Origin of the sequence: Streptomyces sp. NPDC001380, from assembly GCF_042895785.1 — a bacterium.
GTDB lineage: Bacteria > Actinomycetota > Actinomycetes > Streptomycetales > Streptomycetaceae > Peterkaempfera.
The window spans coordinates 12,862-38,047 of sequence record NZ_JBIAWP010000022.1 but is presented as its reverse complement, the minus strand read 5'-3'; the positions used below and the strand labels follow the sequence as shown (position 1 = coordinate 38,047).

Below are 25,186 nucleotides of genomic sequence, written 5' to 3'. Positions count from 1 at the left end.
TCCGCGCGGGCGTCCCCGGCCGACGGGTCAGTCCGCCGTGGCGATCAGCGGCTGGAGCAGGACGTCCGGGTTGCCGCGCTGGAAGGCGCTCAGGTGCCACTTGTCGGCGAACAGGGCGAGCAGCACGTCGTCCGAGCGCCGGGTGAGCACCTCGCCGTCGGTCAGGCGGGCCTTGGCCAGTGCCGCCGCGCCGTCGGCGTCGGTGACCCGGGCCAGGCGGTAGGAGAGGTGGTCGAGGGTGATCGGGGAGGAGAACTCGTGCTCCATCCGGTGCAGGACGACGTCGAACTGCATCGGGCCGACCGCCGCCATCACCGGCGCCTGGTCGCCGCGCCGGTCGGAGACCAGCACCTGGACCACGCCCTCCTCGTCCAGCTGCGAGACGCCCTTGCGGAACTGCTTGGACCGGCTGATGTCCTTCGGCCGGGCCACCGCGAAGTACTCGGGGGCGAAGGCGGGCAGCGGCGGGAACTCCGCCTTCCTCCCGGTGTAGAGGGTGTCGCCGACCCGCAGGGCGCTCGCGTTGATCAGGCCGACCACGTCGCCGGGGTAGGCGGTGTCGACCACGGTGCGCTCGGCGCCGAAGACGGTGTGCGCGTACTTGGTGGCGAAGGACCGGCCGCTGGCCGCGCGGGTGACGTTCATGCCGCGTTCGAAGACGCCGGAGCAGACCCGGACGAAGGCGATCCGGTCGCGGTGCGCCGGGTCCATGTTCGCCTGGATCTTGAAGACGAGGCCGGAGAAGTCCTCGCCGACGTCGCGGCTGTCGCCCTTGGCCAGCGGGCGGGGCCCGGGGGAGGGGGCCAGGTCGACCACGGCGTCCAGCAGGAGCTTCACTCCGATGTTGGTCAGCGCGGCGCCGAAGAAGACCGGGCTGATCTTGCCGGACTCGAAGGCCTCCTGGTCGTAGCCGGGACCGGAGGAGAGCACCAGCTCCAGCTCCTCCAGCGCGGTCGTCCACGCCTCGCCCTCCTCCTCGGCGGCCTGCTCGGAGGTGAGCTCCTCCTCGAGGGCGGCGTGGGTGCCGGCGGGCACCTTGGTGTAGCGGAGCATCCGGTCGGGGTCCTCGGCCTGGACCAGGCCGCGCAGGTTGCCGGCGACGCCGACCGGCCAGACCACCGGCACGGGGGTGATGCCCAGGTGGGTCTCGATGTCCTCGAGCAGGGTGAGGGCGTCGCGGCCGCGGCGGTCCCACTTGTTGATGAAGGTGATCACCGGGACCCCGCGGTGGCGGCAGACCGCGAAGAGCTTGCGGGTCTGCTCCTCCAGGCCCTTGGCCGCGTCGACCAGCATGATCGCGCAGTCGACGGCCGACAGCACCCGGTAGGTGTCCTCGGAGAAGTCGGCGTGGCCGGGGGTGTCGACCAGGTTCATCACATGGCCGCGGTGGCCGAACTGCAGGGCGGCCGACGTCACCGAGATGCCGCGCTCGCGCTCCAGCTCCATCCAGTCGCTGGTCACGCCGCGCCGCCCGCCCTTGGCGTGCACCGCGCCCGCCGAGGTGATCGCCCGCGCGTGGAGCGCGAGCGCCTCGGTGAGCGTGGACTTGCCCGCGTCGGGGTGGCTGATCACGGCGAAGGTCCGGCGGCGGCCGGCCTCGTCGAGGACCTTGAGGACGGGGACGGACTGTTCGCTGCTCACGTGTCTCCTCGGGTGCGGCTGGGCATCAGGCCGGTGATGCCTCTCCGTACCTGTCAAGCCGGGCGTCCGGTCCGCCGGGCCCGAGAGGCGATTCTATTCCGCCCGCCGCCGCAACCCCGAACGGTGCAGCGTGCGGGCACCGGGCCCGCACCGCCGCTCCGCACGGCACCCCGCGCTGCCCGGTGACCGGGAAGGGGGTGCGCCGGCCCGGGGGTCCCTTCCGGCCCTTGACGTGCAGACGTGTGCGGAGTGCCGTCCGGAGCCCGTCACCCGGCGCCCCCCGCGGGGTGCCCGCCGCCGGGGCGGTCCGGGCCGTCCGGGGGCGCGAAGGACCGGCGGCAGTGCACCAGCAGCTCCCGGAGCGCCGCGCTCACCGGGGTGCTCCAGACCAGGGCGAGCACGGCCGGCGTCCCGACGCCGTCGAGGGGCAGCACCTCCAGCCGGCCGCGGTGGGCGGCGGCCGTGGACTCGGACAGGACGGCGACGCCGAGCCCCCGCAGGGCCAGGTCGGCGACGGCTCCCGGCGCGGCCGCCTGCAGGGCGATGTCCGGCCGCACGCCCGCGGCGGCGCACGCCCGGTCGAACACGGCCCGGATCCCGGTGCCCTCGGGCAGGCAGACCACCGGGTGGCCGCCGAGGTCGCCGAGGCCGACGTGCGGGCGCCCGGCCAGGGGGTGGCCGGGCGGCACGGCCGCGACCAGCCGCTCGCTGACGACCGTCATCGACGCGAGGTCCCGCGGCGGCGCGCCGGGCGTCCCGACGAGGGCCAGGTCGGCCGTGCCGCCGCGCACGCGCTCCACGAGCCGGTCGGAACCGTCCTCGGCGAGCGTGATGCCCACGCCGGGATGGGCCCGGTGGAACGCGGAGAGGGCGTCGAATAGCGGGGTCACGGTGCACGCGGTGACCATGCCGACCACGAGCCGGCCCCGGACCAGCCCGTTCACCTCGTCCACCGACCGCCGCACGGCCTCCGCCGCCGCGAGCGCGGCCCGGGCGTGGACGAGGGCCGCCTCGCCGGCCGCGGTCAGCCGCACCGTGCGGGCCGACCGGTCGACGAGGACCGCGCCGAGGTCGCGTTCGAGCTGCTTGATCTGCGCGCTGATCCCCGGCTGGCTGACGTGCACGCGGGCGGCCGCGCGGGTGAAGCCGCCCTCCTCGGCCACGGCGACGAGGTACTCCAGCTGCCTGAGCTCCATAACCCGGAATGATCGCAGCGATAGCAAGGATTCGTTGGAGTTGTGGGAAGGCGGCGTCGAGACTGGACGGGACCGAGAGAAGGCCCCACCCGAAGGGAGACCCCGTGCCGCACGAGAAGGCCCGGCAGCCGGAGGACCTCACCCGCCTGTTCGTCGAACGCGCCAACGCCGGCGACGCCGAGGGCATCGCGGCGCTCTACGAGAAGGACGCCGTCATGGCCTACCCGCCGGGCAGTGTCACGGCGGGGCGCGAGGCCATCCGCGGGCTGTGGGAGGCGGTGCTGGCCCACGCGCCGCACTTCGCACCCGAGCCGCCCCTGCCGACCCTGGTCAGCGGGGGGATCGCGCTCACCTCCACCGTCGCCAAGGACGGCACCGGGGCCCGCGTGCAGGTCGTCCGCCGGCAGCCCGACGGCACCTGGCTGCGCCTGCTCGACCAGCCGGAGTTCGCCCCGCCCGCGGACTGACGCCCCGTCCGGCGGGGAGGCCCGGGCCGCCCCGGCCGGGCACGGGTCCGCCCCGGCCGGGCGGGTGCCGGGCCGGGGCGGGAGGGGTGCGGTCGGGCGGGCGGGCCCGGGGGGCCCGCCCGCCGACGCGGCGTCAGGCGAGGGTCGCGAGCGCCTGGTTGAAGGTCGCCGACGGCCGCATGACGGCGGCGGCCTTGGCCGGGTCGGGCTGGTAGTAGCCGCCGATGTCGGCCGGGGAGCCCTGCACCGCGACCAGCTCGTCGACGATGGCCTTCTCCTGCTCGGTCAGGGTCTTGGCCAGGTCGGCGAAGGCCGCCGCGAGCTGCGCGTCGTCGGTCTGCCGCGCCAGCTCCTGCGCCCAGTAGAGGGCCAGGTAGAAGTGGCTGCCGCGGTTGTCGATGCCGCCGAGGCGGCGGCTGGGCGACTTGTCCTCGTTGAGGAAGGTCGCGGTCGCCCGGTCCAGGGTGTCGGCGAGCACCTGGGCGCGCGCGTTGCCCGTGGTCTGGGCGAGGTGCTCGAAGCTCACCGCGAGGGCCAGGAACTCGCCCAGGCTGTCCCAGCGCAGGTAGTTCTCCTTGACCAGCTGCTGGACGTGCTTGGGGGCGGAGCCGCCGGCGCCGGTCTCGAACAGGCCGCCGCCGTTCATCAGCGGGACGACCGAGAGCATCTTGGCGCTGGTGCCGAGCTCCAGGATCGGGAAGAGGTCGGTCAGGTAGTCGCGCAGCACGTTGCCGGTGACGGAGATGGTGTCCTCGCCGCGGCGGATGCGCTCCAGGGAGAAGCGGATCGCGTCGACCGGGGCCATGACCTCGATCTGCAGGCCCTCGGTGTCGTGCTCGGCCAGGTACGTCCGGACCTTCGCGATGAGCTGCGCGTCGTGCGCGCGGGTCTCGTCCAGCCAGAACACCGCGGGGACGCCGGTGGCGCGGGCGCGGGTGACGGCGAGCTTGACCCAGTCGCGGACCGGCAGGTCCTTGGTCTGGCACATGCGGAAGATGTCGCCGGCGCCGACCGTCTGCTCCAGCACCGCGTTGCCGGCGGCGTCGACGACGCGGACCGTGCCCGTGGCCGGGATCTCGAAGGTCTTGTCGTGGCTGCCGTACTCCTCGGCCTTCTGCGCCATGAGGCCGACGTTGGGCACCGAGCCCATGGTGGCCGGGTCGAAGGCGCCGTGGGCGCGGCAGTCGTTGATGACGGCCTGGTAGATGCCGGCGTAGCTGCTGTCCGGCAGGACCGCGAGGGTGTCGGCCTCCTGGCCGTCCGGGCCCCACATGTGGCCGGAGGTGCGGATCATGGCCGGCATGGAGGCGTCGACGATGACGTCGCTCGGCACGTGGAGGTTGGTGATGCCCCGGTCGGAGTCGACCATGGCCAGCGCCGGGCCCTCGGCGAGCTCGGCCTCGAAGGACGCCTTGATCTCCGCGCCGCCGGCCAGGGACTCCAGGCCCTTGAGGATGCCGCCGAGGCCGTCGTTCGGGCTCAGGCCGGCCGCGGCCAGCGCCTGGCCGTGCGCGGCGAAGGTCTTCGGGAAGAAGGCGCGCACGACGTGGCCGAAGACGATCGGGTCGGAGACCTTCATCATCGTGGCCTTGAGGTGCACGGAGAAGAGCACGCCCTCGGCCTTGGCGCGGGCGACCTGCGCCGCGAGGAACTCGCGCAGCGGGCCCACGCGCATGACGGACGCGTCCACGACCTCGCCCGCCAGCACCGGCACCGACTCGCGCAGGACGGTGGTGGTGCCGTCGTCCCCGTGGAGCTCGATGCGGAGCGAGCCGTCCTCGGCGACGACCGCGGACTTCTCGGTGGAGCGGAAGTCGTCTGCGGTCATGTGCGCGACGTTGGTCTTCGAGTCGGCCGACCAGGCGCCCATGCGGTGCGGGTGGGTCTTCGCGTAGTTCTTCACCGAGGCGGGGGCGCGGCGGTCGGAGTTGCCCTCGCGCAGGACCGGGTTGACGGCGCTGCCCTTGACCTTGTCGTAGCGGGCGCGGATCTCCCGCTCCTCGTCGGACTTCGGGTCGTCCGGGTAGTCCGGCAGCGCGTAGCCCTGCTGCTGGAGCTCGGCGACCGCGGCCTTCAGCTGCGGGATCGACGCCGAGATGTTCGGCAGCTTGATGATGTTGGCGCCGGGGGTCTTCGCCAGCTCGCCGAGCTCCGCGAGGGCGTCGTCGATGCGCTGCCCCTCCTCCAGGTACTCGGGGAAGTGGGCGATGATCCGCCCCGCCAGGGAGATGTCGCGGGTCTCCACGCGGACCCCGGCCGTCGAGGCGTACGCCTGGACCACGGGCAGGAACGAGTACGTGGCCAGCGCCGGGGCCTCGTCTGTGTGGGTGTAGATGATGGTCGAGTCAGTCACCGGGTGCTCCGCTCCACGTCTGCAACATTGCTCGACATCAAGATATCCCGTGGGCGGCCCCCTCTCGACAGGGCCCTGCCCCCGTCGCGCCGCCCGGCCGCCCGGCCGCCGCCCCCTCCCCGCGGGCCCTTCCGTACCGGCCGCGCCCGCAGGTCCGGCGGACGGATCCGGCGGGCGGGCCCGGCGGGCGGGTTCAGCCGACGGGCCCGGCGGGCGGGTCCGGCGGGCGGGGCGGCCCGAGCACCGCGGCGACGGTGCGCCCGGCCCAGTCCTCCCCGGCGTCCCGCCCGGCGAGGTGGTCGGCGCAGACCGCGCCCAGCAGGGCGGAGGCCAGCGCGTCCGGGTCGGCGGCGGCGCCGACGCCCTCCCGGCGGGCCCGGTCGAGGGTGGCGCGGAGGGCGGCCAGGCGCGGCCGCACCGCGTGCTCGCGCAGCAGCCCCAGCAGTTCCGGGGTGTGCTGCTCCTCGGCCAGGCAGGTGCCGACCAGGGCCGTGCCGCCGGCCCGGCGGAGCGCGGCGGCGAAGTCGGCGAGCTGCGCGCACAGGTCCGCGTGCAGGTCCGCCGCGGTGAGCGGTGCGGGTGCTGCGTCGGGTGCGGCGGCGGGCGGCGCGGTGCGCGGGCGCAGCGTCCCGAGCGCGGCGGCCGCCAGGGCGGACTTGGACCTCCAGCGCAGGTGGATGGTGGCCTTGCTGACCCCTGCGGTCCGGGCGACCTCGTCCAGGGTCATCCGGGTGAAGCCCCGGCGGGCCAGCAGGGCGAGCGCCGCGTCGAGGATCGCGGCGTCCTTGCGCGGGCAGCGGGGCCGGCCCGCGCCGGGGCGGCAGTCCGGGGCGCTCTTCTCCATGGGGTCAGGGTAGCCGCTTGCAATACCGAACGGGTCGGTTTAGTTTTGGTGCGGAGCCGGGCGGACCCGCCCCGGGACGTCCGGCACGCCGCCGCACGTCCCGGAAGGACGCGGAAAGCCCGGAACACCCGGAGAACACCGGAACATCCCACGGAAGGGGATCCCATGCGCTACGCAGTCCTCGGCACCGGCGTCGTCGGCCGCACCGTCGCCGCCAAGCTCACCTCCCTGGGCCACGAGGTCGTCGTCGGCACCCGCGACCCCCAGGCCACCCTCGCCCGCACCGAGCCCGACGCCATGGGCACCCCGCCCTTCGCCCAGTGGCACCAGGGCAACCCCGGGGTCCGCCTGGCCTCCTTCGCCGACGCCGCCGCCACGGCCGACGCCGTCGTCAACGCCACCTCCGGCGCCGGGGCCCTGGACGCCCTCGCCCTCGCCGGGGCGGAGAACCTGGCCGGCAAGGTCCTGCTGGACATCGCCAACCCGCTCGACTTCTCCCAGGGCATGCCCCCGTCCCTGGACCCCGTCAACACCGACAGCCTCGGCGAGCAGATCCAGCGGGCCTTCCCCGAGGCCAGGGTCGTCAAGACCCTCAACACCATGAACAGCTCGGTCATGGTCGACCCGGCCCGCGTGGCCGGCGAGCACCACGTCTTCGTCTCCGGCGACGACGCCGACGCCAAGAAGGCCGCCGCCGAACTGCTGGCCTCCTTCGGCTGGCCCGCCGGCAGCGTCATCGACCTCGGCGACATCACCACCGCCCGCGGCACCGAGATGCTGCTGCCGATCTGGCTGCGTCTGTGGGGGGCCCTCGGCCACACCGACTTCAACTTCCACATCCAGGGCGCCCGCGCCCGCGCCGGCGCCTGAGACCGGACCGGGCGGGCCGGGGGGCACCCCGGCCCGCCCGTCCGCCGTCCGCCCCTCCCGGCGCGGCCCCGCCCGTACACCGCCGCCCCCGGTGGGGGAGCCCGGTACCGGCCCGTCCGGCCGCCCGGGCCTCCCGCCGACCGTCCCCGGAGCACCGCACCGCATGCGCGCCCCCCGCACCCACGACGCCGCCCGCATCGGCGGCCACGGCCTCGAAATCGTCCTCGCCCTCTGCACCCGCCTCCACACCGAGACCACTCCCCACGGCAAACGCCTCCACGCCCACCTCCCCCTCACCTGACCTCCACCCCCGGACAGCCCGCAGCAATCGCACCACACGGGCGGGACGCCGGTCCTCCCGCCGGGCCTCCCCGGGGCGGGCGCGGGTCAGCGCGCGGCTGCCCGTGCGGGCAGGACGCCCGTGTCGAGGATCCGGTCGAGGACCGCGGCGACGCCGTCCTCGTCGTGGTGCGGCGCCACCTCGTCGGCGACCGCCTTGAGCTCGGGGTGGCCGTTGCCCATCGCCACCGCGTAGCCGGCCCAGGCGAGCATCGGCAGGTCGTTCGGCATGTCCCCGAAGGCGATGACGGCCTCGCGCGGCACACCGAGGGTGCCGGCCACCCGGGCGAGCCCGGTCGCCTTGTCGAAGCCGGTGGGCAGCAGCTCCACCATCCGCGGGCCCGCGTGGGTGACGGTGAGGCCGGGGGTGCAGCACCGCGCGGCGGCGGCCACCAGGTCGCCGTCCGACAGCGAGGGGTGGCGGATCAGCACCTTGTCGACGGGCAGGTCCCAGAGCCGTTCGGCCGGCGCGCTGCGGAAGGGCGCGAGCGCCCGCTCGTCTCCGTCGGCGAACCCCGGGGTGACCACGAACTCCCCGTGCAGCCCCGAGGTGACGACCGCGAGGTCGAGGGGGCCGGTCAGGGCGGTGATCCGCTCCAGGACCGCCAGGGCGGCGCCGTGGTCCAGGCCCGCGCTCGACAGGAGCGCGCCGCGTCCCGCGTCGTAGACCTGCGCGCCCTGGCCGCAGACGGCCAGCCCCCGGTAGCCGAGGGCGTCGAAGAAGGGGCGGCACCCGGAGGCCGGGCGGCCGGTGACGACGACGTGGTGCACGCCCCGCCCGGTGAGCCGGCGCAGGGTCCCCAGGGTGCGGGGCGAGACGGTGGCGTCGCTGCGCAGGAGCGTCCCGTCGAGGTCGGTGGCCACCAGGGCGACCGGGGGGAGGGGCTCCTGCTCCCGGCTGCGGCCGCCGGTCGCGGCGGGGGCGCCTGCCGGGGTGCCTGTCGGGGAGTCCGCCGCGGGGCGGGCGGCGGTGTCCGCCGACGAGGCGGTGCGGTGCATGGAGAAACCTTTCTTCAGGGGGGAGTGGCGGCCGGTCGTGGTCCGGCGGCCGTCAGTACGGGCGGCGGGGCGGCGGGGTTCAGCCGCGGACCCCGGCACGGCAGGACCCGGCCGGAGCACGGCCGCGGGAGGTGCGCCGGCTTCCTCCGGCCGCCGGGCCCCCGGCGGCCGGACACCGGACGTGCCCGGCGGACCCGGCTGGCCCTGCGTCGGAGGGCCCCCGCGCGCAGCCCGGGCCGCGGGCCGTCGCGTCGGACATGCGGTCCCTCCTCTGCGCCTGGTGTGCCGGCCGTCCACCCTGCCAGACGGGCCTGCGCCGCCCGCAGGGCGGCCCGGCACCCCGAACGGTCGTTCCGTCCGGGCCCAGGCCCGGGCTCCGGCTGCCGGGGCCCCCGTTGCCGGAGGAGGTGGCATGTGGCGCCGCCTCGGACGTCGGGGGCTCCGGACGCCGTCGGACCGGGGTGCGCCCGAGGTCCCCGGTGCCGCCCCGCCAGGGGCGCGCGGCGCGCCGCCCGCCGCCCCCGGCCGCCCGTGCGCGGACCGGAAGCCCGGCCCGTCGGGCACCCTCGTCGTGCTCTACCTGCAGGCGATCGCCACCACCCTCCCCGTCAACCCGCAGGGCTGCTGGGACTGGTTCAGCTACAACGGACCGGACTTCGCCGTCAGGAGCGCCCCGCAGATGCGGGCGATCACCGCCATGGTCCACGCGCTCGGCGGCCGACGTCCGGCCGGCGGGCACGCACCGCCGGAGCCCGCCGGTGCCCGCCGGTGCGCCCCCGCCGCCCCCGCCGTCCCGTCCGCGCCCGGGACCGGCCGTCCCCCGGCCGCTCCCGGCGTGCGGGGTCAGCCGCTCGGCCGGGCCGCGGCGAGGGCGCCGCGCAGGACGCGGACGGTCGGCCCGTCCAGGGGGCCGCCGCCCGCACCGTCCTCGCCCGAGCCGCCGGCCGCGTCGAGCAGGCTGCCGAGGATCGCAAGCTGCCCGGCGGTGACCTGCCGGTACCCGGTCGCCGCCCCGGCGGCCCAGGCGCGCAGGTCCTCCAGGGCCTCGCGGGCCAGGCCCGGATCCGCGTCGTGCACCAGCCGCAGGCCGGCCTCCAGGCGGTCCCAGGAGCCCCGGGCGCGCAGCAGCGCGGCGGCGTGCCGCCGCAGCCGCCCCGGCCGGCCGGGGGCGAGCCACACGTCGAGGCGGGCCCGGGGGACGCGGTGCGCGTCGGGCAGGAGCGCCTGCACCGCCGCCCGCAGGACGGCGGGGGAGGCGTCCCGGTCGACCACGTCGGCCAGCTCGCCGGGCGGCAGCGGGTCCAGGGCGGCCAGCCCGCGCAGCGCCGCGGCGCGGACCTTCGCCGCCCGCCGCGGCGGGGACCGGCCGAGGACGTGGCGGGCCGCCGGAACTCCCGGCGGCAGAGGCGTTGACAGGGGGCCGGCCGGAGCGGGCAGGCTGTCCGGCGATGACCTCCGACCTCGGGCCTGCCGGCCCCGCCCCCTCCCCGGACCTCCCCACCGACCCGTCCGCCGTCTCCCGGGACGCCCTGAACGGCCTCGCCACCGGTGACGCCTTCGGCGCCCAGTTCTTCGTCCCCGACCACCTCCCGGCCCTGCGCGCGCGCCGGCTGCCGCCCCCGGTCTGGCCGTGGACCGACGACTCCGAGATGGCGTGCTCGGTCCACCGGGTCCTGGTGGAGCACGGGGAGGTGGACCAGGACGCACTGGCCCGGTCCTTCGCCGGGCGCCACGACTTCGACCGCGGCTACGGCCCCGCCATGAACCGGCTGCTGCGGCTGGTCCGCCAGGGCGACGACTGGCGGCGCCTGGCCGCCGGCCTGTTCGACGGGCAGGGCTCGTGGGGCAACGGGGCCGCGATGCGCGTCGCGCCGCTCGGCGCGTGGCACGCCGCCGACCCCGACCGGGCCGCCCGGCAGGCCGCGCTCTCCGCCGAGGTCACGCACACCCACCCCGAGGCCGTGGCCGGCGCGGTCGCCGTCGCCCTGGCCGCCTGCTGGGCGGCGCGCGCCCGCACCGCACCCCTCACCGGGGCCGACCTGCTGGACGCCGTCCTCGACGGCACCCCGCACAGCGCCGTCCGCGACGGTGTCGCCGAGGCCCGCGGGCTGCTGGGCGAGCCGCACGCGGAACTCGCCGCGCACCGGCTCGGCAACGGGCGGCAGGTCAGCGCCGTCGACACGGTGCCCTTCGCCCTGTGGTGCGCCGCGACGCACCCGGCCGACTTCGAGGCCGCGCTGTGGACGACCGCCTCGGCGGGCGGCGACGTGGACACGACCTGCGCCATCGTCGGCGGCGTCGTCGCCGCCCGCGTCGGCACCGGGGGCATCCCGGCCGCCTGGCGGGACGCGGTGGAGCCGCTGCCCGCCTGGGTGCACGGGGGCGGGGCACGGGAGGACCGGACGCCGCCACGCCCCCGGGGCTCCGCCGCCGACGCCCGGGGGTGACCGCGGGCCCGCCCGGGCCGCGGACGTCCCGGGCCGCCGAGGCCACGGCGCGTCCTGCCCGTTCCGGAGGCGGCGGGCGCCGCACCGGGACGTCCCGCCGCCCTGCCGGACGCGTGGACGGGGGGAACGGCCGCCCGCCGGGGGCACGGACGGCTCGGGGGCGGGGCGGCGTGGGGGCATGGACGGCGGCGCGGGGGCGGGGCGGCGCAGGCGCCCGGCCGGACCGGCCGGCCCGCGGCTCCGTGGTGGCCGCCCCGTCCCGCCCTCGGCTAGCCTGGGGCCGCGATGAACCGTTTGAGCACGTCACGGGGCGAGGTCGACCTCGTCCGCTTCCCCGTCGACCCCCGCGACCGGCTCCGCGCCTGGGACGCCGCCGACGAGTACCTCCTGCGGTACCTCGACGGCGACGCCGCCGGGGCCTTCCCCGTCCGGGACGGCGACGGGACCGCCCGGCCGGCCGCCGCGGACGGCGCACCCGCGGACCTGTCCGGCACCGTGGCCGTCGTGGGCGACCGGTGGGGGGCGCTGACCACGGTCCTCGCCGGGCACCGGCCGGTGCAGATCAGCGACTCGTTCCTCGCCCAGCAGGCCACCCGCGCCAACCTCGCGCGCAACGGCGCCGACCCGGACGCGGTGCGGCTGCTCTCCACCCGGGACACGCCCCCGGAGCGGATCGACGTCCTCCTGGTCCGCGTCCCCAAGAGCCTCGCGCTCCTGGAGGACCAGCTCCACCGCCTCGCCCCCGCCGTCCACGCCGGCACCCTCGTCGCGGGCACCGGCATGACCACGGAGATCCACACCTCCACGCTCCGCCTCTTCGAGCGGACCATCGGACCCACCCGGACCTCCCTGGCGGTCCGCAAGGCCCGGCTCATCCTGGCCGTGCCGGACCCGGCCCTGCCCCGGACCCCCAGCCCCTGGCCGCTCCGCTACACCCTGCCCGACGGTGTCGGGCCGGTCTCCGGCCGGACCGTGACCAACCACGCCGGGGTCTTCTGCGCCGACCGCCTCGACATCGGCACCCGCTTCCTCCTCCAGCACCTCCCGCGGCGCGCCGGCGCCGAGCGCGTCGTCGACCTGGGCTGCGGCAACGGCGTCGTCGGGACGGCGGCGGCCCTGGCCAACCCCGACGCCGAGGTGCTCTTCGTGGACGAGTCCCACCAGGCCGTCGCCTCGGCGGAGGCCACCTTCCGGGCCGGTGCCGGACCGGACGCGCGGGCCGAGTTCCGGGTGGGCGACGGTCTCGCCGGGATCCCGGCCGGCTCGGTGGACCTGGTGCTGAACAACCCGCCGTTCCACGCCCACCGGGCGACGACGGACGGGACGGCCCGCCGCATGTTCGCCGGGGCGCGCGACGCCCTGCGGCCGGGCGGCGAGCTGTGGGTCGTGGGCAACCGGCACCTGGGCTACCACGTCCGGCTGCAGCGGCTCTTCGGCAACTGCGAGGTCGTCGCGGGCAACCCCAAGTTCGTCGTCCTGCGGGCCGTCAGGGCCTGACCGGCGCCGGGGACCGGCCGCTGCACCCGGCCGCGTGCGCCGGGGCGGCCCGGGCGCCGGGGACCGGCCCGCCCGGGCCGGAGGGCGCGGCAGTCCGCTCCGGTCAGAGCCGTTCGGCGATCAGCAGCTCGTGCGCCCGGCGGGCGCCGCGGGCCGTCCGCTCCCGGTCGGTCTCCTGCGCCGGGATCTCCTCCAGGCCCTCGGCGAGGGCACGGACCGCCTGGGCGAGGGTCTGCACCTGCGACTCCAGCGTCCGCAGCCGCTCCTCCGTGCTCTCCCGGCCCTGGACGGACACCGGGGTGGCCCGGCCCGCCGTCTCCGCGGGGGTGTACTCGGTCATGGTCCGCTCCGTCCGTTCCGTGCACTCCGTACTGCTGCGTACCCGCCTGCCGCCTGCCACGTGCCGCGTGCCGCGCGTCCGCGGCCCTGCCCGCACCCGGACCGGCGTGCGTCCCCGGCCGTTCCGCGCGGCCGCCCCGCCTGCGGCGCCCGGCGGGCCCGCCGCGCGGCGCCTCCTCCTCCAGGCTCCGCCCCGGGGGCGCGGCGGCGCGTGGGGCCGAAGGTCCCCGCCCCGAGGCGCCTCGGCCCTGCTGCCCCCGGCCGGCCCGCGCGGGTCGCCGGTGCGGCCCGCGCGGGCACGGGCCGTGCCCGACCGGCCCGGCACCGTAGGCCGGTCCGCCGCGGGCCGCCCCCGCCGGGGCGGCGGCCGTGCATGAGCCCCGCGGAGGGTCTGTACGCTGAAGATCGCCGCGGCAGGGAGCCGCGCCCCGAGCGGAGTGGGACAGGGAGGCACCCGGGTGCTGGTGGCGGATCGGTACCTGCTGGACACGGCGATCGGCCGCGGCGGGATGGGGGAGGTCTGGCGCGGCCAGGACACGGTGCTGGGCCGTCCGGTGGCGGTGAAGCTGCTGCTGGCCGGGGACGCCGACGAGGAGGCCGCCGCCCGGTTCCGCCTGGAGGCGCAGACGGCCGCGCGGCTGCACGACCCGCACGTGGTGACCGTCTTCGACTTCGGCTCCTGGAACGACCGCTTCTACCTGGTGATGGAGCTGGTCGACGGCACGAGCCTCGCCCAGGAGCTCGACGCCCACGGCCCCCGGCCCGTCGAGGCCGTCGCCGCGATTGCGGCCCAGGCCGCCGCGGGGCTCGCCGCCGCCCACCGCCAGGGCGTGATCCACCGCGACATCAAGCCCGGCAACCTCATGCGGAGCTCCGACGGCACCGTCAAGATCGCCGACTTCGGCATCGCCCGCTTCGCCGACGACGCCTCCGCCGCGCTCACCGGCGCCGGCCAGATCATCGGCACCAGCCTCTACCTGGCGCCCGAACGCGCCCTGGGCCGGCCCGCCGGGCCCGCCTCCGACGTGTACGCCCTCGGCTGCGTCCTCTACCAGCTCCTGGTCGGCGCGCTGCCCTTCGAGGCGGACAACGCCGCCGCGGTGCTCCACCTCCACGTCGCCACCGACCCCGCACCGCCGTCCTGGCGCTGCCCTCAGCTCCCGCCCGCGTTCGAGGCGTACCTGCTGCGGATGATGGCCAAGCAGCCCGAGGAGCGGCCGGCGGCACAGGAGGTCGCCGACTGGTTCTCCGGCCCGGCCTGGCGGGGCGCCGCCCCGCAGCCCGGACCGGCCGCCCCCGCCCCGCCGCCCGCGACCGCCGTGTACGCCCTGCCGGGGACCCCGCCCGCCGCGGGCCCGCGCCGCGCCGCCGCGGCCGGCACCGGTGCCCGGCGCGCGGCGGCGGGCACCGGGACCCGCCGTGCCCCCGCGGCCGTCGGCCGCCGTGCCGCGGCCCCGCAGCCCGGGTCGCTGCACCTGCGGCTGCGCGCGGGCATGCGCCGCCACAAGGCGCTGACCATCGGCGCCGCCGGGATCGCGGCCCTGGTGCTGTCGGCGATGCTCGGCTCGGCCCTGTTCGCCCCGGACGGCAACGCCGTGACGCCGTCCGGCCCCTCCGCCTCCTCGCCGGCCGCCGCCCCGGCGCCGGACCCCTCCGGCTCCTCCGCGGCCCCGGTGCAGTCCCCGGCGGCCGCCGGGGACGGCGGGGACACCGGCGGCGGCGGTGCCGAGCCCCACGACCGGCCCGCCCACGGGAAGCACCACAAGGGCTGAGAGCAGGGCGGGGACCGCCGGGACACCGTGTCCGATTCCCGCCAGCGGACCCCGGCCGCCCCCCGCAGACTGGGAGGCGTACGACAGCCCGGCGGCCCGCCGGGGACGACGGAAGGACGGGCCCGTGACGACGGTCTACACGACCCTGGACAGCCCCGTGGGCGAGATCCTCCTCGTGGGCGAGGAGTCCGCGACCGCGCCGGGCCGCATCGCCCTGGCGTCCCTCACCCTGCCCGGACAGCGCCGCGGCGCCGTGGTCCGCGACGGCTGGCGGCGCGACCCCGGGGCCCTCGCCGAGGCCGCGGACCGGCTGCGGGCCTACTTCGGCGGCGACCCCGTCCGGTTCGACCTGGAGTACGCCGTGCGGGGCACCGACTTCCAGCGCCGGGTCTGGGACGCGCTGGACGCCCTCCCGTACGGCACCACGACCACCTACGGCCGCCTCGCCGAGCAGATCGGGGCCCCGCGCGCCGCCGTCCGGGCGGTGGGCGCCGCGGTCGGCGCCAACCCGCTCCTGGTGCTCCGGCCCTGCCACCGCGTCCTCGGCGCGGACGGCTCGCTGACCGGGTACGCGGCCGGCCTCGACCGCAAGCGCCTCCTCCTCGACCTCGAACGCCGCGCCTGACACCACGGGGGCGGCCGGGGAGGCGGACCGGACCGCTCCGGGTCGGTCCGGGCCGCGCGCCGCCGCCCGCACTGCCCGCCGCCGGGCGCTGTCCCCGCGCCCCCGGCAGCCCCGCCGCCGTCCGCGCGCGGGGCCGCCCCGAGGGGCCGATCGGCCCTTGGCCGCCGCCCGGTGCCCGGGTGACGGTGGGAGACGGGGGGGTGCGCCCTCCGGGCCGCCCCCGCAGGCCCACCCCTCAGGACAGGACAGGCCATGGACATCTCCGGAGACTGGTACAGCCGCCTGGGCTCGCGCATGCACCTGGAGACCGACCCGTCCGGCGGTGTCAGCGGGACGTACGTCTCCGGGACCGGCCACGCGGTGGGCCCCTACCCGCTCGTCGGACGCTGGGACCCGCTCTCCTCCGCGTCGCAGGGCACCGTCCTCGGGTGGACGGTGACCTGGCGCAACGACCGAGGCGACGCCAACTCGGTGACCAGCTGGAGCGGCCAGTACTACGACGACCGCGGCGCCGACGGGGAGCGGATCTGCGCCTCCTGGCTCCTGACGACCTCCGCCGAGTCCGTCGACGCCTGGCGGTCCACCACGGTCGGCCAGGACGTCTTCACCCGCGACGCGGACAGGGCCCACGCGTCCGGCTAGAAGCCGGGATCCTCGTCGGTCCTCCGGACCGTCCTCCCGGTGCCGGTGCCGGTGCCGGTGCCGGTGCCGCCCCGGCCTCGCGCCGGCACGCGACGGCTCGGCCGGGGTGCGGCCGAGAACGCGCGCAGTGCTCCCGACCTGGAACGGCAGGACGTGCTGACGGCCCCGCGCCCGGCCGGGGGCGGTCCTGACGGCCGGGACCCGCCCCCCGGTCCGCCGTCGGCCCGCGCGCCCGCTAGGGCGTCGTCTCCGCCAGCGTCCCGACGGTGGCCGCGAGGTCGGCCATGAGCTGGGTGGTCTGCCACACCAGGTCGTCGTAGGCCAGCATCCCCACCAGGGCCCCCTCCGACATCACCGGCAGGTGCCGGACGTGCCCCGTCCGCATGGCGCGGTAGGCCACCGAGAGGTCCTCGTCGGCGTCCAGCACGAGCGGACCGCGCGACATGACCCCGTCCACCCGGCTCGACGGGGACAGGCCCCGGGCCAGCGCCCGCACCACCAGGTCGCGGTCGGTGACGATGCCGACGACCTTGCCGTCGTCGACCACGGGCAGCGCGCCCACCGACGCGTCCGCCATGTGCTGGGCGGCGTCCCCGACGGTCGTCAGCGGGGGGATGCTCGCCGGCGGCGTGCTCATCGCGTACTTGATCTGCATGGCGGCCTCTCCTCCGGGCGGAGCGGGCGGGGCTTCCCGCTCCCTCCAGGCTCGCCCCGCGGGCCGCCGCCGCGCCAAGGGCCCAAGGTCCCCCGCAGCCGGTCGGCAGGCCCCGGCCCGGCCCGCCGGCCCGTACGGGCCGGGCCGGGGTGCGGGCCGGGGCGCGTCAGGAGGTGAACGGCACGCGGGTCCAGGTCAGGACCCGGCCGTCGCCGCCGTCGGGGTCGACGGTGACCTTCAGCCAGTCGTCGACGCCCGTGGAGCCGTCGACCGTGATGCGCTGCAGGTTGGGGGCGGCGGTGGCGACCTTGTAGAAGGAGAGCCAGCGGGAGCCGGCGTCCAGGGGCCTGTCGCTGGTGTAGACGTGGCTGTCGCCGTTGAAGAGGTACACCGGCCCGTCGAAGGCGGCGGACTCCTCGGCGATCGCCTTCACGATCGGCTGGAAGGCGAAGGAGTCGGCGAAGGACGGGTCGGCCACCGTCGGGTCGAACATGTCCGCCTGGGTCAGCAGGACCACGGCCCGGTCGTGCCGCTTGCGGGCCTCGCGGAAGGTGTCGCGGACGTTCTCCAGCACCGCGGCGGTGCGGCCGAGGACCTCGGCCGACTGCTCCGGCGTGGGCCCGGTGCTGCCGGTCCACGGGGCGAGGCCGTTGTTGCTGCCCACGACGTGCACGGCGGCGAAGGAGACGCCCCCGCAGCGGTAGCGGACGTTCTCGGGGTAGCCCCGGGCCGCCTGCGAGTCCACCTGCGCCGCGTCCTGCCCGAGGGTCCACCCGGGGCGGGGGAAGAACACCCGGCGGATCGCGTCGAGGCGCTCCAGCGGGTTGTACGAGCCGTTGTTGGGCCGGTGGCAGTCGGTCCACTCGTTGTCGCCGACGGTGTGGACCAGCGGGTCGCGGAAGGTGTCGAAGTCGGCCTTGATCTGCTGGAAGTACGCGTCGCTGCAGACCGTCGAGCCGTTCTTGATGTCGCCGAGGTGGTCGACGAACCGCACGTCGGGGTCGGCGTTGATCTGCCCGATCACCTCGGGGAACGCGGCGATCTGCGCGTCGCCGTAGGGGATGTCGCCGATCACGGCGAAGGTGAACCGGTGGCCCCCGCTCCCGGCCTGGGCCGGGGCTGCGGTGGCGCCCAGCACGAGGGCGCTCGCGGCGAGGGCGCACAGGGCGGGGGCGGCGGCGCGGCGCCACGGCTTCATGGTGTCCTCCTGGGGTGTGGGAGACACCTTCCAGCGGCCGCGTGACACCGCGGCGACCCGCGGCCGTGGAGGAGGTGAACAGTTCCCGGTGCGCCTGGGAGAGCGGGGTGACGCCGGGTCAGTCGCGGACGTCCCCGTCGAGGTAGACCCAGGCCCCGTCGTGCCGCACGAAGCGGCTGCGTTCGTGGAGCTCCCCGGCCGCGCCGCGCTCGGTCCAGTGGGCGCGGAACTCCACGGTGCCCCCGACGTGGAACGGGCCGCCGCCGTCCGTGTCCAGGACCTCCAGCCGCACCCAGCGCACCGCCGGGTCGAGGCCGACCGCGGGCGGCCGCGTCGAGGGGTGCCAGCTGCGCAGCAGGTACGCCTCGTCGCGGACGGCGAACGCGGCGAAGCGGGACCGCATCAGCTGCTCGGCGGTCGCCGCGGCCGCCTCCCCGCGGTGCAGCCGGCCGCAGCAGTCGGCGTACGGGGCGGCCAGGCCGCAGGGGCAGGCCGCGGGTGCGGCGGGGGAGCGGCGGGCGGAGTCCGGTCGCGGGCGTGGGGTGCGTGGTGCCATGCGGCCATTCTCCCCGCCGCGCGGGGCGCGGCCCGTGCGCCCGGCGCGCACGGGCTTCCGGTGCGCCCCCGGCGCGGCCCCGCCCCCCGGTGCCGCCGCGCGGGCCACGCGCCCCGCGCGGCGGCACCGGGCGCGGCTGCGCCGGGTCCGCGGCCGCGCTCCCGCTACGCGGTGGCCTCGCCGTGGCCGTCGTGCAGGCCGCCGCCGCCGCCCGCCGGGCCGCGGGTGTCCTCGGCCGCCACCGGCCGGTGCAGGGGGGAGGTGTCCCAGGCGTAGTGGCCGACGGCGTCGGCGATGACGTCGATGTTGGTGTCGAAGGCCCGCATGTCGATGTTGGCCAGGGTGTCGCAGGCCGCGTGGTAGCAGGAGTCGTACGCCGTGCCCGCCGTCCCGCCGAAGAGGGCGGCCTCGGCCTCCGTCTTGACGCCCTCGGCCCCGGTGAAGGTGCCGCCGGCGGGGATGCCCGCCGCGATGAACGGCCCGTAGTCGGAGCGGCCGGTGAAGTCGGTGCCCGCGTGGGGCAGCGAGCGGGAGTCCAGGTACGAGGTGATGGCCCGCTCCAGCTGGGCCGACCCCTCCGGGCCGGGGCCCGCGCCCACCTTGTCGGAGTCGTCGCCGTCGTAGACGAACTCGGCGTGGTTGGGCGAGGCGATCATGTCGAAGTTCAGGTAGAGCGCGATCCTCGACCGCTCGGCCGGGCTGAGCCCGGCGACGTACGCCTCGGAGCCCAGCAGGCCGAACTCCTCCGCCGACCACCAGGCGAAGCGGACCTTGTTCGCGACCGGCCGCCTGCCCAGCTCCAGCGCCACGTCGAGGATGCCGGCCGAGCCGGAGCCGTTGTCGTTGATGCCGGGGCCCGCCGCGACCGAGTCGAGGTGGGCGCCGAACATCACCACGTTGTCCGGGTCGCCGCCCGGCGTCTCGGCGACGACGTTGTAGGTGTGCCGGGTCTCCGACAGGGTGCGGATCTCCAGGTTCACCCGGACCTCGCCCGCCGCGGCCTCGGCGGCCAGCGCCTCGCCGTCGGCCCGGGTGACGCCGCCGGTGGGCACCCGGGCGGCCGAGGGGTCGCCGAGGGTGCCGTTGAGGGCGCCGTCGGTGTTGTTCCAGACGACCGCCCCGACCGCGCCGGCCCCGGCGGCGGCCGCCTGCTTCTGGGCGAAGGTGCAGCCGCCCCGCTTGATCAGCGCGACCTTCCCGGTGAACGCCCCCGCCGCGTAGTCCGCGGCGTCGCAGCCCGGGGTGGCCTCGTCGGAGGGCACCACGGCGACCGGCGCGGTGAGGCCGCCGACGGGCGTGCTCGCGGAGTACGTCATCGCGGTCACCGGGATGTCGCGCCGCTGCGGGGAGACCGTGGCCAGCTTCTGCGCCAGCGTCTGGGTGAAGGGGTAGTCGAACTCGTTGCGCGTCACCTCGTACCCCGCCCTGCGCAGCAGGTCGGCGACGTACTCGGCGGACTGCCGGTGCCCCTCGGACCCGGCGACCCGGGTGCCGCCGTTGGCGTCGGCGAAGCGCTGGAACGCCTCCAGGTGGCGGCGGGCGTCCTCGGCGCTGCTCTTGCGCACCAGCTTCTTGGCGAGCTGGGCGCCCTCCTTCGCGGGGTCGCCGTGGGCGGAGGCGGTTCCGGAGCCGATCATCAGCAGCGGTGCGGTGAGCACCGCGGCGGAGGCGGCGGCGATGGCGGTACGGCGGTTCCGTGCGCTCAAAGCGGGTCCTTCCAGTGGTCCATCGGTGGATGGAGGTACTGAGCGGAGACGGGCTGAACGACGTGCGGTGGTGCGCCGTGCGGTGGTGCGCCGTGCGGTGGTGCGCCGTGCGGTGGTGCGCCGGCACCCGGGGCCGCGGGGCGGCCCGGGGTGCCGACGGGTGAGGAGAAACGTATCCGCTGTTCCGTACCGTGGACACCGGTTCGACGGAATCCGGAGCATCCGCCCCCGCAGGGCGGGGCACCCGCCTCGGTCGGCGGACCGCCGCCGGCCGTCGGACGCCGCCGTCCGTCAGCCGTCGTCGTCCGTGAGCCCGGTCTCCCGCAGGGTGATGTTGAGCCGCCCCCGGCGCATCCCGGTCACGGCCGGGTCGCCGGTGCCGGGCAGGATCCTCGGCACGCCGTGGTACGCGAGCCGGGACGGGCCGCCGAGGACGAGCAGGTCGCCCGAGGCCAGCTCGACGTCCGTCCACGGACGGCCCCGGCCCTCCGTGGTGCCGAGCCGGAAGACGCACGTGTCGCCGATGCTCAGCGAGACCACCGGGGCGCCGGAGCGCTCGTCCCGGTCCTGGTGCATGCCCATCGAGGCGTGCTCGTCGTAGAAGTTCACCAGGGCCGTGTCGGGTGCGTACCGCTCCGCCGCCCCGGGGTCCCCGTACGCGTCGGCGAGAGCGCCGCGCCCCAGGTCCGCCAGCCAGCCGGGCAGCTCCGCCACCCGGCCGCCGCCCGCGTCCACCGCCGTGCGGGTGTACCGGTAGGGGCTCCAGTGCCAGCCCAGGCAGACGGTCCGCACCGACATCACACCGCCGCGCGGCAGCCGGACCCGCCGCAGCGGGACCGGTCCGGCGGCCCATCCGCGGCAGGCCTCCACGAGCCGGCGCTGCAGGTCCGGGCCGAGCCAGCCCGCCACGTGGACCGCGCCCGGGGCGAGGGTCCGCCGACGCCCGGCGGCCGGTCCGAAGAGGGGAAGGGTCACCGCGGGGCCTCCTCCGGTCCGGGCGGGCGGTGCTTGCCCCGTCCACCCTGCCACCGCCGCCCCCGCGCCGCCGACCCGCCCCGCCCCCCCGCCCCCCTGACCCGCCCCGCCCCCCCGCCCCCCTGACCCGCCCCGCCCCCGCGCCGCCGCCCCCGACCCGTGCCGTTCGGCCGTCCCGCCCCGGCCCGCCCACGGCATGGCACCCCGCCGCCCGGGGCACGCGCCGGAGCGGCCACGCGGGGTGCCGGACCGGCCCCTGGCCGAGAATGGACCCGTCACACCGTCCGGCGGCGCGCACCGCCCGCCGGGCGCACCACAGCGGACTCCGGGGAGCGCGGTCGCGGACATGGGACGGGTACGGCAGGCGTGCACAGGACTGCGGGACCGCTTCACGGCCTCCGACCCCGGCCTGATCCGGCTGCTGGCGGCCCTCCAGACGATCGGCACGATCGTCCTGTCCCTCGCCGTGCTCGCTGCCCTCCACGCCCCCGTCATGCTGCTGGTCGTCACCGCGGTCACCGGGCTGGCGACCTCCTTCGCCGTCACCGGGCCGCGGCTGCGCGACCAGGCCGCGACCCTCGCCCTGGGACTGCCGGCCGCCCTGCTGTCGGTCACCCTGGCCGCGCTGCTCCTCTCCCACCGGGTCGCGGCCGACCTGGTCTTCGTCGCGCTGATCTTCGCCGCCGTCTACGTGCGCCGGTACGGCCCGCGCGGTTCGGGGCCCGGCATCATCGCCTTCCAGCTCTACTTCGTCGCCCAGTTCGTCCAGGTCGGGCCGGCGCAGCTGCCGGCGCTGTACGGCGCGGTCACCGCGGCCTTCGCCGCCGCCGCGGTGATGCGGTTCGGGCTCCTGCGCGTCACCCCGGAGCGCACCCTCGACCGGCTGCGGCGCGCCTTCCGGGTCCGGCTCGGCCGCGTCCTCGGCGCCCAGGCCGAGCTCGTCGCCGAGGCCCGCACCGGCACGCCGCCCGCCGAGCGCGACGTCGGCGAGCTGCACCGCAGCATCGCCCGGCTGCACGCGTGCGCGCTGATGATCCAGGGCCGCCTGGAGACCGGCACCGCCGACGCGTGCGCCGCCTCCCTGGTCCAGCGCCGCATCGCGGAGGCCGAGATCGGCGCGGAGCGGCTGGGCGTCCTGCTGCTGCGGGCCCTGGAACCGGGCGGCGGGGGCGCCGACCACACCCTGGTCCTCCACCTGCCCGACCACCTCGCGTCCCCGGCCGCCGCCCGGCCCCTCCCGCACCCCCCGGACGCCGACGCCGCGGCGCTGGGCACCCTGGAGCGCGAGCTGCGCGCCCTGCGCCTCCTCGCCGGCCGCACGGCGGAGGAGCGGCAGGGCACGGGCCACGCCGCCGTCCGCAACCGCCTGCTCGGCTACCGGGACGACGTCCGCCTGCCGCAGGACGCCTCCCCGCCCGTGCAGGACGCCTTCCGCGCCGTCGGCGAGCTCTCCCGCGCGGTGCTCGGCCTCAACCTCGCGCTCGCCGAGGACGCCGAGGACCCCGCCGACGACAGCCCCGAGACCGTCCGCTCCCGGGAGGAGCTGGAGGCCGAGGACGTCAGCCTGTCCGCGGCCGAGGAGGCGGAGGCGGCGGAGGAGGAGCCGCGCGGGCTCGACCGCCCCTCCACCCGGGCCGCCTTCCAGGTCTCCGCGGGGTCCGCCCTCGCCATGCTCGGCGGCGAACTGCTGTCGCCGCAGCGCTGGTACTGGGCCGTCCTCACCTGCTGGGTGGTCTTCGTCAACACCTCCTCCACCGGCGAGATCCTGGTCAAGGGCTCCCGGCGGCTGTTCGGCACCGCCGTCGGCGTCGTCGCCGGCCTCGCCCTCGCCGTCCCGCTGGGCGGCGAGCCGTGGCCGGCCTTCGCCCTGGTGGTCGTCTGCATCTTCGGCACGTCCTTCACCGCGCCGCTGTCGCAGACCCTGATGTCGTTCTTCGTCACGCTGATGCTGGCCCTGCTCTACACCCTGCTGCACACCTTCAGCGCGGCCGTGCTGGTCCTGCGGATCGAGGAGACGGCGCTGGGCGCGGCCTGCGGCCTGGCCGCCGCCCTGCTGGTCCTGCCCGTCCGCACCCGCCGCCGCACCGACGAGCAGCTGCGGGAGGTCCTGGAACGCCTGGACGACGTGCTGACCGCGTCCGCGGCGCGGCTCGGCGGGACCGCCCGCCCCCCGGGGGCCCCGGGGGGCGGCCTCCCGGACGGCGACCTGCTCGACCTCGCCCGCGCCCTGGACACCGCCCTCGACGGCCTGCGGGCCTCCGTCATGCCGCTCACCCACCCCGTCAGCCCGCTGCGGACCCGCCGCCGCAACGCCCGGTACGTGATGGGCCTGCTGGAGACCTGCGCGTACCACGCCCGCAGCCTCGCGGCCACGGCCGAGCAGGTGCCCGGACAGCTGCGGATCGGCGCCGACCCGCGGCTCGCCGGGGCCGCCGGGCGCATCAGCCGCAACCTGCGCGCCCTGGCCCGCCGCATGGAGGGGACGGGCGGGAGGCCGCCCGCCCTGGAGAGCGGGCCCAACGTCGCCGCCGCCCTGGGCCCGCAGGCGGGCGGCACGGTGGCGCTGCGGGTCCTGCGGCACCTCCAGCGGCTGGACGAGGGCGTCCTCGGCCTGGCCCGGCCGCTCGGCTGCACCACCGCCCCGGAGGACGCCGCCGCCGGGGCCCGCCCGGGCCGCCCCCCGCAGGACGTCCCGGCCTGAACCGCGGCCCGTGCGGCCGCGCCCCGGGAGCGCGCACCCGCCGGCGGCGTCCCGGCAGGCGGGCGGCGGATGCCCGCGGGCGGGCCGATGCCGCACACTCGTCCGCATGGCCTTCCAGATCACCGCCGCCTCGCCCGACCACCCCGGCCTCCTGCTGGAGCTGCCCTGGCGGCTCCCGTTGGAGGAGTGGCCGGCCGGGCACCTCGTCTCCCTCCCGCGCGGCATCTCCCGCCACGTGGTGCGGTTCGCCCGCGCCGGCGGCGAGGTGGTCGCGGTGAAGGAGGTGGGGGAGTACAACGCGGTGCGCGAGTACGGGCTGCTGCGCGACCTGGCCCGGCTCGGCGTCCCCGCCGTGGAGCCGGTCGCGGTGGTGACCGGCCGCACGGACGGCGCGGGCGAGGCGCTGGAGCCGGTGCTCATCACCCACCACCTCAAGGGCTCCATGCCGTACCGGGCGATGTTCGAGACGACGATGCGCCCCAGTACGGTGAACCGGCTGCTCGACGCCCTCGCGGTCCTGCTGGTCCGGCTGCACCTGGCGGGCTTCGCCTGGGGCGACTGCTCCCTGTCCAACACCCTCTTCCGCCGCGACGCGGGCGCCTACGCCGCCTACCTCGTCGACGCCGAGACCGGCCAGCTCCAGCCGCAGCTCTCCGACGGGCAGCGGGCGTACGACATCGAGGTCGCCCGGGTCAACGTCGCGGGCGAGCTGATGGACCTGGAGGCGGGCGGCTCCCTGCACCCCTCGGTCGACCCGGTGGCCTTCGGCGACGCGCTCGCCGCCCGGTACGGCGACCTGTGGCACGAGCTGACCCGCGCCTCCGTGTACTCGCGCAACTTCCGCCACCGCATCGACGACCGCATCCGCCGCCTCAACGAGCTCGGCTTCGACGTCGCCGAGCTGCAGATCGCGCACTCCGCGGACGGCGCCCGCGTCACGATCCTCCCCAAGGCCGTCGACGCCGGGCACCACCAGCGGCAGCTGCTGCGCCTGACCGGCCTCGACGCCGAGGAGAACCAGGCCCGCAGCCTCCTCAACGACCTGGAGACCTACACGGCCCACCAGGACGACTGGGCGCCGGGCGACCCGCTGGGCGCGAGCCGCGAGGTGATCGCCCACCGGTGGGTGCGGGAGGTGTTCCGGCCGACCGTGCGGCTGGTGCCGGAGGAGCTGCGGGCCCGCATGGACACCGCGCAGCTCTACCACGAGATCCTGGAGCACCGCTGGTACCTCTCCGAGCAGGAGGAGGGCGACGTGGGCCTGGAGCGCGCGGTGGACGACTACGTCCGCACCGTCCTGGTCCACGTGCCCGACCCCGCCGCGCAGGCGGCGGCGGCCGCCGCGGACGGGTGACCCCGCCGCC

22 protein-coding genes are annotated in these 25,186 nt (G+C 77.2%); 10 read left to right on the top strand and 12 right to left on the bottom strand.

The window, feature by feature from the left end:
* Positions 1 to 27: 27 nt before the first annotated feature.
* Positions 28 to 1,641 (bottom strand): peptide chain release factor 3, encoded by a 1,614-nt coding sequence (locus ACFY07_RS23365; RefSeq protein WP_390871297.1) that lies wholly within the window; start codon positions 1,639 to 1,641, stop codon positions 28 to 30.
* Positions 1,642 to 1,907: 266 nt separating this feature from the next.
* A complete protein-coding gene (locus ACFY07_RS23360) occupies positions 1,908 to 2,837 on the bottom strand; it encodes a LysR family transcriptional regulator (RefSeq protein WP_390871296.1) in 930 nt (309 codons plus the stop codon).
* A gap of 104 nt (positions 2,838 to 2,941) precedes the next feature.
* Here ACFY07_RS23360 and ACFY07_RS23355 point away from each other — a divergent pair, with 104 nt between their 5' ends.
* Positions 2,942 to 3,304 (top strand): nuclear transport factor 2 family protein, encoded by a 363-nt coding sequence (locus ACFY07_RS23355; protein WP_230654272.1) that lies wholly within the window; start codon positions 2,942 to 2,944, stop codon positions 3,302 to 3,304.
* Between the two features lie 133 nt (positions 3,305 to 3,437).
* On the opposite strand, the gene ACFY07_RS23350 is transcribed toward ACFY07_RS23355, so the two are convergent.
* On the bottom strand, positions 3,438 to 5,657 hold the full coding sequence (locus tag ACFY07_RS23350; protein WP_390871293.1) for an NADP-dependent isocitrate dehydrogenase: 2,220 nt from the start codon (positions 5,655 to 5,657) through the stop codon (positions 3,438 to 3,440).
* A gap of 193 nt (positions 5,658 to 5,850) precedes the next feature.
* Positions 5,851 to 6,501: a TetR/AcrR family transcriptional regulator gene (locus tag ACFY07_RS23345; RefSeq protein ID WP_390871292.1), complete on the bottom strand. Its 651-nt coding sequence runs from the start codon at positions 6,499 to 6,501 to the stop codon at positions 5,851 to 5,853.
* A 165-nt stretch (positions 6,502 to 6,666) separates the two neighbouring features.
* Here ACFY07_RS23345 and ACFY07_RS23340 point away from each other — a divergent pair, with 165 nt between their 5' ends.
* Together ACFY07_RS23340 and ACFY07_RS23335 are read left to right on the top strand one after the other, a co-directional pair.
* The gene (locus ACFY07_RS23340; protein WP_390871290.1) at positions 6,667 to 7,371 is read left to right on the top strand and encodes an NADPH-dependent F420 reductase; all 705 of its coding nucleotides are present in this window, start codon (positions 6,667 to 6,669) and stop codon (positions 7,369 to 7,371) included.
* A 163-nt stretch (positions 7,372 to 7,534) separates the two neighbouring features.
* Positions 7,535 to 7,672 carry a hypothetical protein gene (locus tag ACFY07_RS23335; protein ID WP_390871288.1) on the top strand — a complete coding sequence of 46 codons (138 nt, stop codon included), beginning with the start codon at positions 7,535 to 7,537 and terminating at the stop codon, positions 7,670 to 7,672.
* An 86-nt stretch (positions 7,673 to 7,758) separates the two neighbouring features.
* On the opposite strand, the gene ACFY07_RS23330 is transcribed toward ACFY07_RS23335, so the two are convergent.
* Both ACFY07_RS23330 and ACFY07_RS23325 read right to left on the bottom strand, forming a co-directional pair.
* Positions 7,759 to 8,709 (bottom strand): HAD family hydrolase, encoded by a 951-nt coding sequence (locus tag ACFY07_RS23330; RefSeq protein WP_390871287.1) that lies wholly within the window; start codon positions 8,707 to 8,709, stop codon positions 7,759 to 7,761.
* Positions 8,710 to 9,552: 843 nt separating this feature from the next.
* Positions 9,553 to 9,981, bottom strand: a complete 429-nt coding sequence (locus ACFY07_RS23325; RefSeq protein WP_390871286.1) for a hypothetical protein — start codon at positions 9,979 to 9,981, stop codon at positions 9,553 to 9,555.
* Between the two features lie 176 nt (positions 9,982 to 10,157).
* On the opposite strand from ACFY07_RS23325, the gene ACFY07_RS23320 reads away from it, so the two are divergent.
* Together ACFY07_RS23320 and ACFY07_RS23315 are read left to right on the top strand one after the other, a co-directional pair.
* On the top strand, positions 10,158 to 11,156 hold the full coding sequence (locus tag ACFY07_RS23320) for an ADP-ribosylglycohydrolase family protein (RefSeq protein ID WP_390871284.1): 999 nt from the start codon (positions 10,158 to 10,160) through the stop codon (positions 11,154 to 11,156).
* A 285-nt stretch (positions 11,157 to 11,441) separates the two neighbouring features.
* Complete coding sequence (locus ACFY07_RS23315) at positions 11,442 to 12,653, top strand: methyltransferase (protein ID WP_390871283.1); 1,212 nt, start codon at positions 11,442 to 11,444, stop codon at positions 12,651 to 12,653.
* Positions 12,654 to 12,756: 103 nt separating this feature from the next.
* Here the strand turns inward: ACFY07_RS23315 and ACFY07_RS23310 are convergent, their stop codons facing one another.
* Positions 12,757 to 12,993: a hypothetical protein gene (locus ACFY07_RS23310; protein WP_390871281.1), complete on the bottom strand. Its 237-nt coding sequence runs from the start codon at positions 12,991 to 12,993 to the stop codon at positions 12,757 to 12,759.
* 457 nt (positions 12,994 to 13,450) lie between these two features.
* On the opposite strand from ACFY07_RS23310, the gene ACFY07_RS23305 reads away from it, so the two are divergent.
* The 3 genes from ACFY07_RS23305 (at position 13,451) to ACFY07_RS23295 (ending at position 16,031) form a co-directional block, all read left to right on the top strand.
* Positions 13,451 to 14,764, top strand: a complete 1,314-nt coding sequence (locus tag ACFY07_RS23305; protein ID WP_390871279.1) for a serine/threonine-protein kinase — start codon at positions 13,451 to 13,453, stop codon at positions 14,762 to 14,764.
* 124 nt (positions 14,765 to 14,888) lie between these two features.
* Entirely contained in the window at positions 14,889 to 15,389 is a 501-nt protein-coding gene (locus tag ACFY07_RS23300) for a methylated-DNA--[protein]-cysteine S-methyltransferase (protein WP_390871277.1), read from the top strand.
* A gap of 252 nt (positions 15,390 to 15,641) precedes the next feature.
* A complete protein-coding gene (locus ACFY07_RS23295) occupies positions 15,642 to 16,031 on the top strand; it encodes an avidin/streptavidin family protein (protein ID WP_390871275.1) in 390 nt (129 codons plus the stop codon).
* Positions 16,032 to 16,266: 235 nt separating this feature from the next.
* Here the strand turns inward: ACFY07_RS23295 and ACFY07_RS23290 are convergent, their stop codons facing one another.
* The 5 genes from ACFY07_RS23290 to ACFY07_RS23270 all read right to left on the bottom strand — a co-directional run bounded on the left by ACFY07_RS23290 (position 16,267) and on the right by ACFY07_RS23270 (position 21,121).
* A complete protein-coding gene (locus tag ACFY07_RS23290) occupies positions 16,267 to 16,686 on the bottom strand; it encodes a CBS domain-containing protein (RefSeq protein WP_230747452.1) in 420 nt (139 codons plus the stop codon).
* A gap of 166 nt (positions 16,687 to 16,852) precedes the next feature.
* Positions 16,853 to 17,884 carry a hypothetical protein gene (locus ACFY07_RS23285; RefSeq protein ID WP_390871273.1) on the bottom strand — a complete coding sequence of 344 codons (1,032 nt, stop codon included), beginning with the start codon at positions 17,882 to 17,884 and terminating at the stop codon, positions 16,853 to 16,855.
* A 118-nt stretch (positions 17,885 to 18,002) separates the two neighbouring features.
* Positions 18,003 to 18,440 (bottom strand): YchJ family protein, encoded by a 438-nt coding sequence (locus ACFY07_RS23280; protein WP_390871271.1) that lies wholly within the window; start codon positions 18,438 to 18,440, stop codon positions 18,003 to 18,005.
* A 164-nt stretch (positions 18,441 to 18,604) separates the two neighbouring features.
* Positions 18,605 to 20,146 (bottom strand): M28 family metallopeptidase, encoded by a 1,542-nt coding sequence (locus ACFY07_RS23275; protein ID WP_390871269.1) that lies wholly within the window; start codon positions 20,144 to 20,146, stop codon positions 18,605 to 18,607.
* Between the two features lie 291 nt (positions 20,147 to 20,437).
* On the bottom strand, positions 20,438 to 21,121 hold the full coding sequence (locus tag ACFY07_RS23270) for an alpha-ketoglutarate-dependent dioxygenase AlkB family protein (protein ID WP_390871268.1): 684 nt from the start codon (positions 21,119 to 21,121) through the stop codon (positions 20,438 to 20,440).
* A 346-nt stretch (positions 21,122 to 21,467) separates the two neighbouring features.
* Here ACFY07_RS23270 and ACFY07_RS23265 point away from each other — a divergent pair, with 346 nt between their 5' ends.
* Together ACFY07_RS23265 and ACFY07_RS23260 are read left to right on the top strand one after the other, a co-directional pair.
* Complete coding sequence (locus tag ACFY07_RS23265) at positions 21,468 to 23,822, top strand: FUSC family protein (RefSeq protein ID WP_390871266.1); 2,355 nt, start codon at positions 21,468 to 21,470, stop codon at positions 23,820 to 23,822.
* Between the two features lie 106 nt (positions 23,823 to 23,928).
* A complete protein-coding gene (locus ACFY07_RS23260) occupies positions 23,929 to 25,176 on the top strand; it encodes a DUF4032 domain-containing protein (protein WP_390871264.1) in 1,248 nt (415 codons plus the stop codon).
* The last annotated feature ends 10 nt before the right edge of the window (positions 25,177 to 25,186 follow it).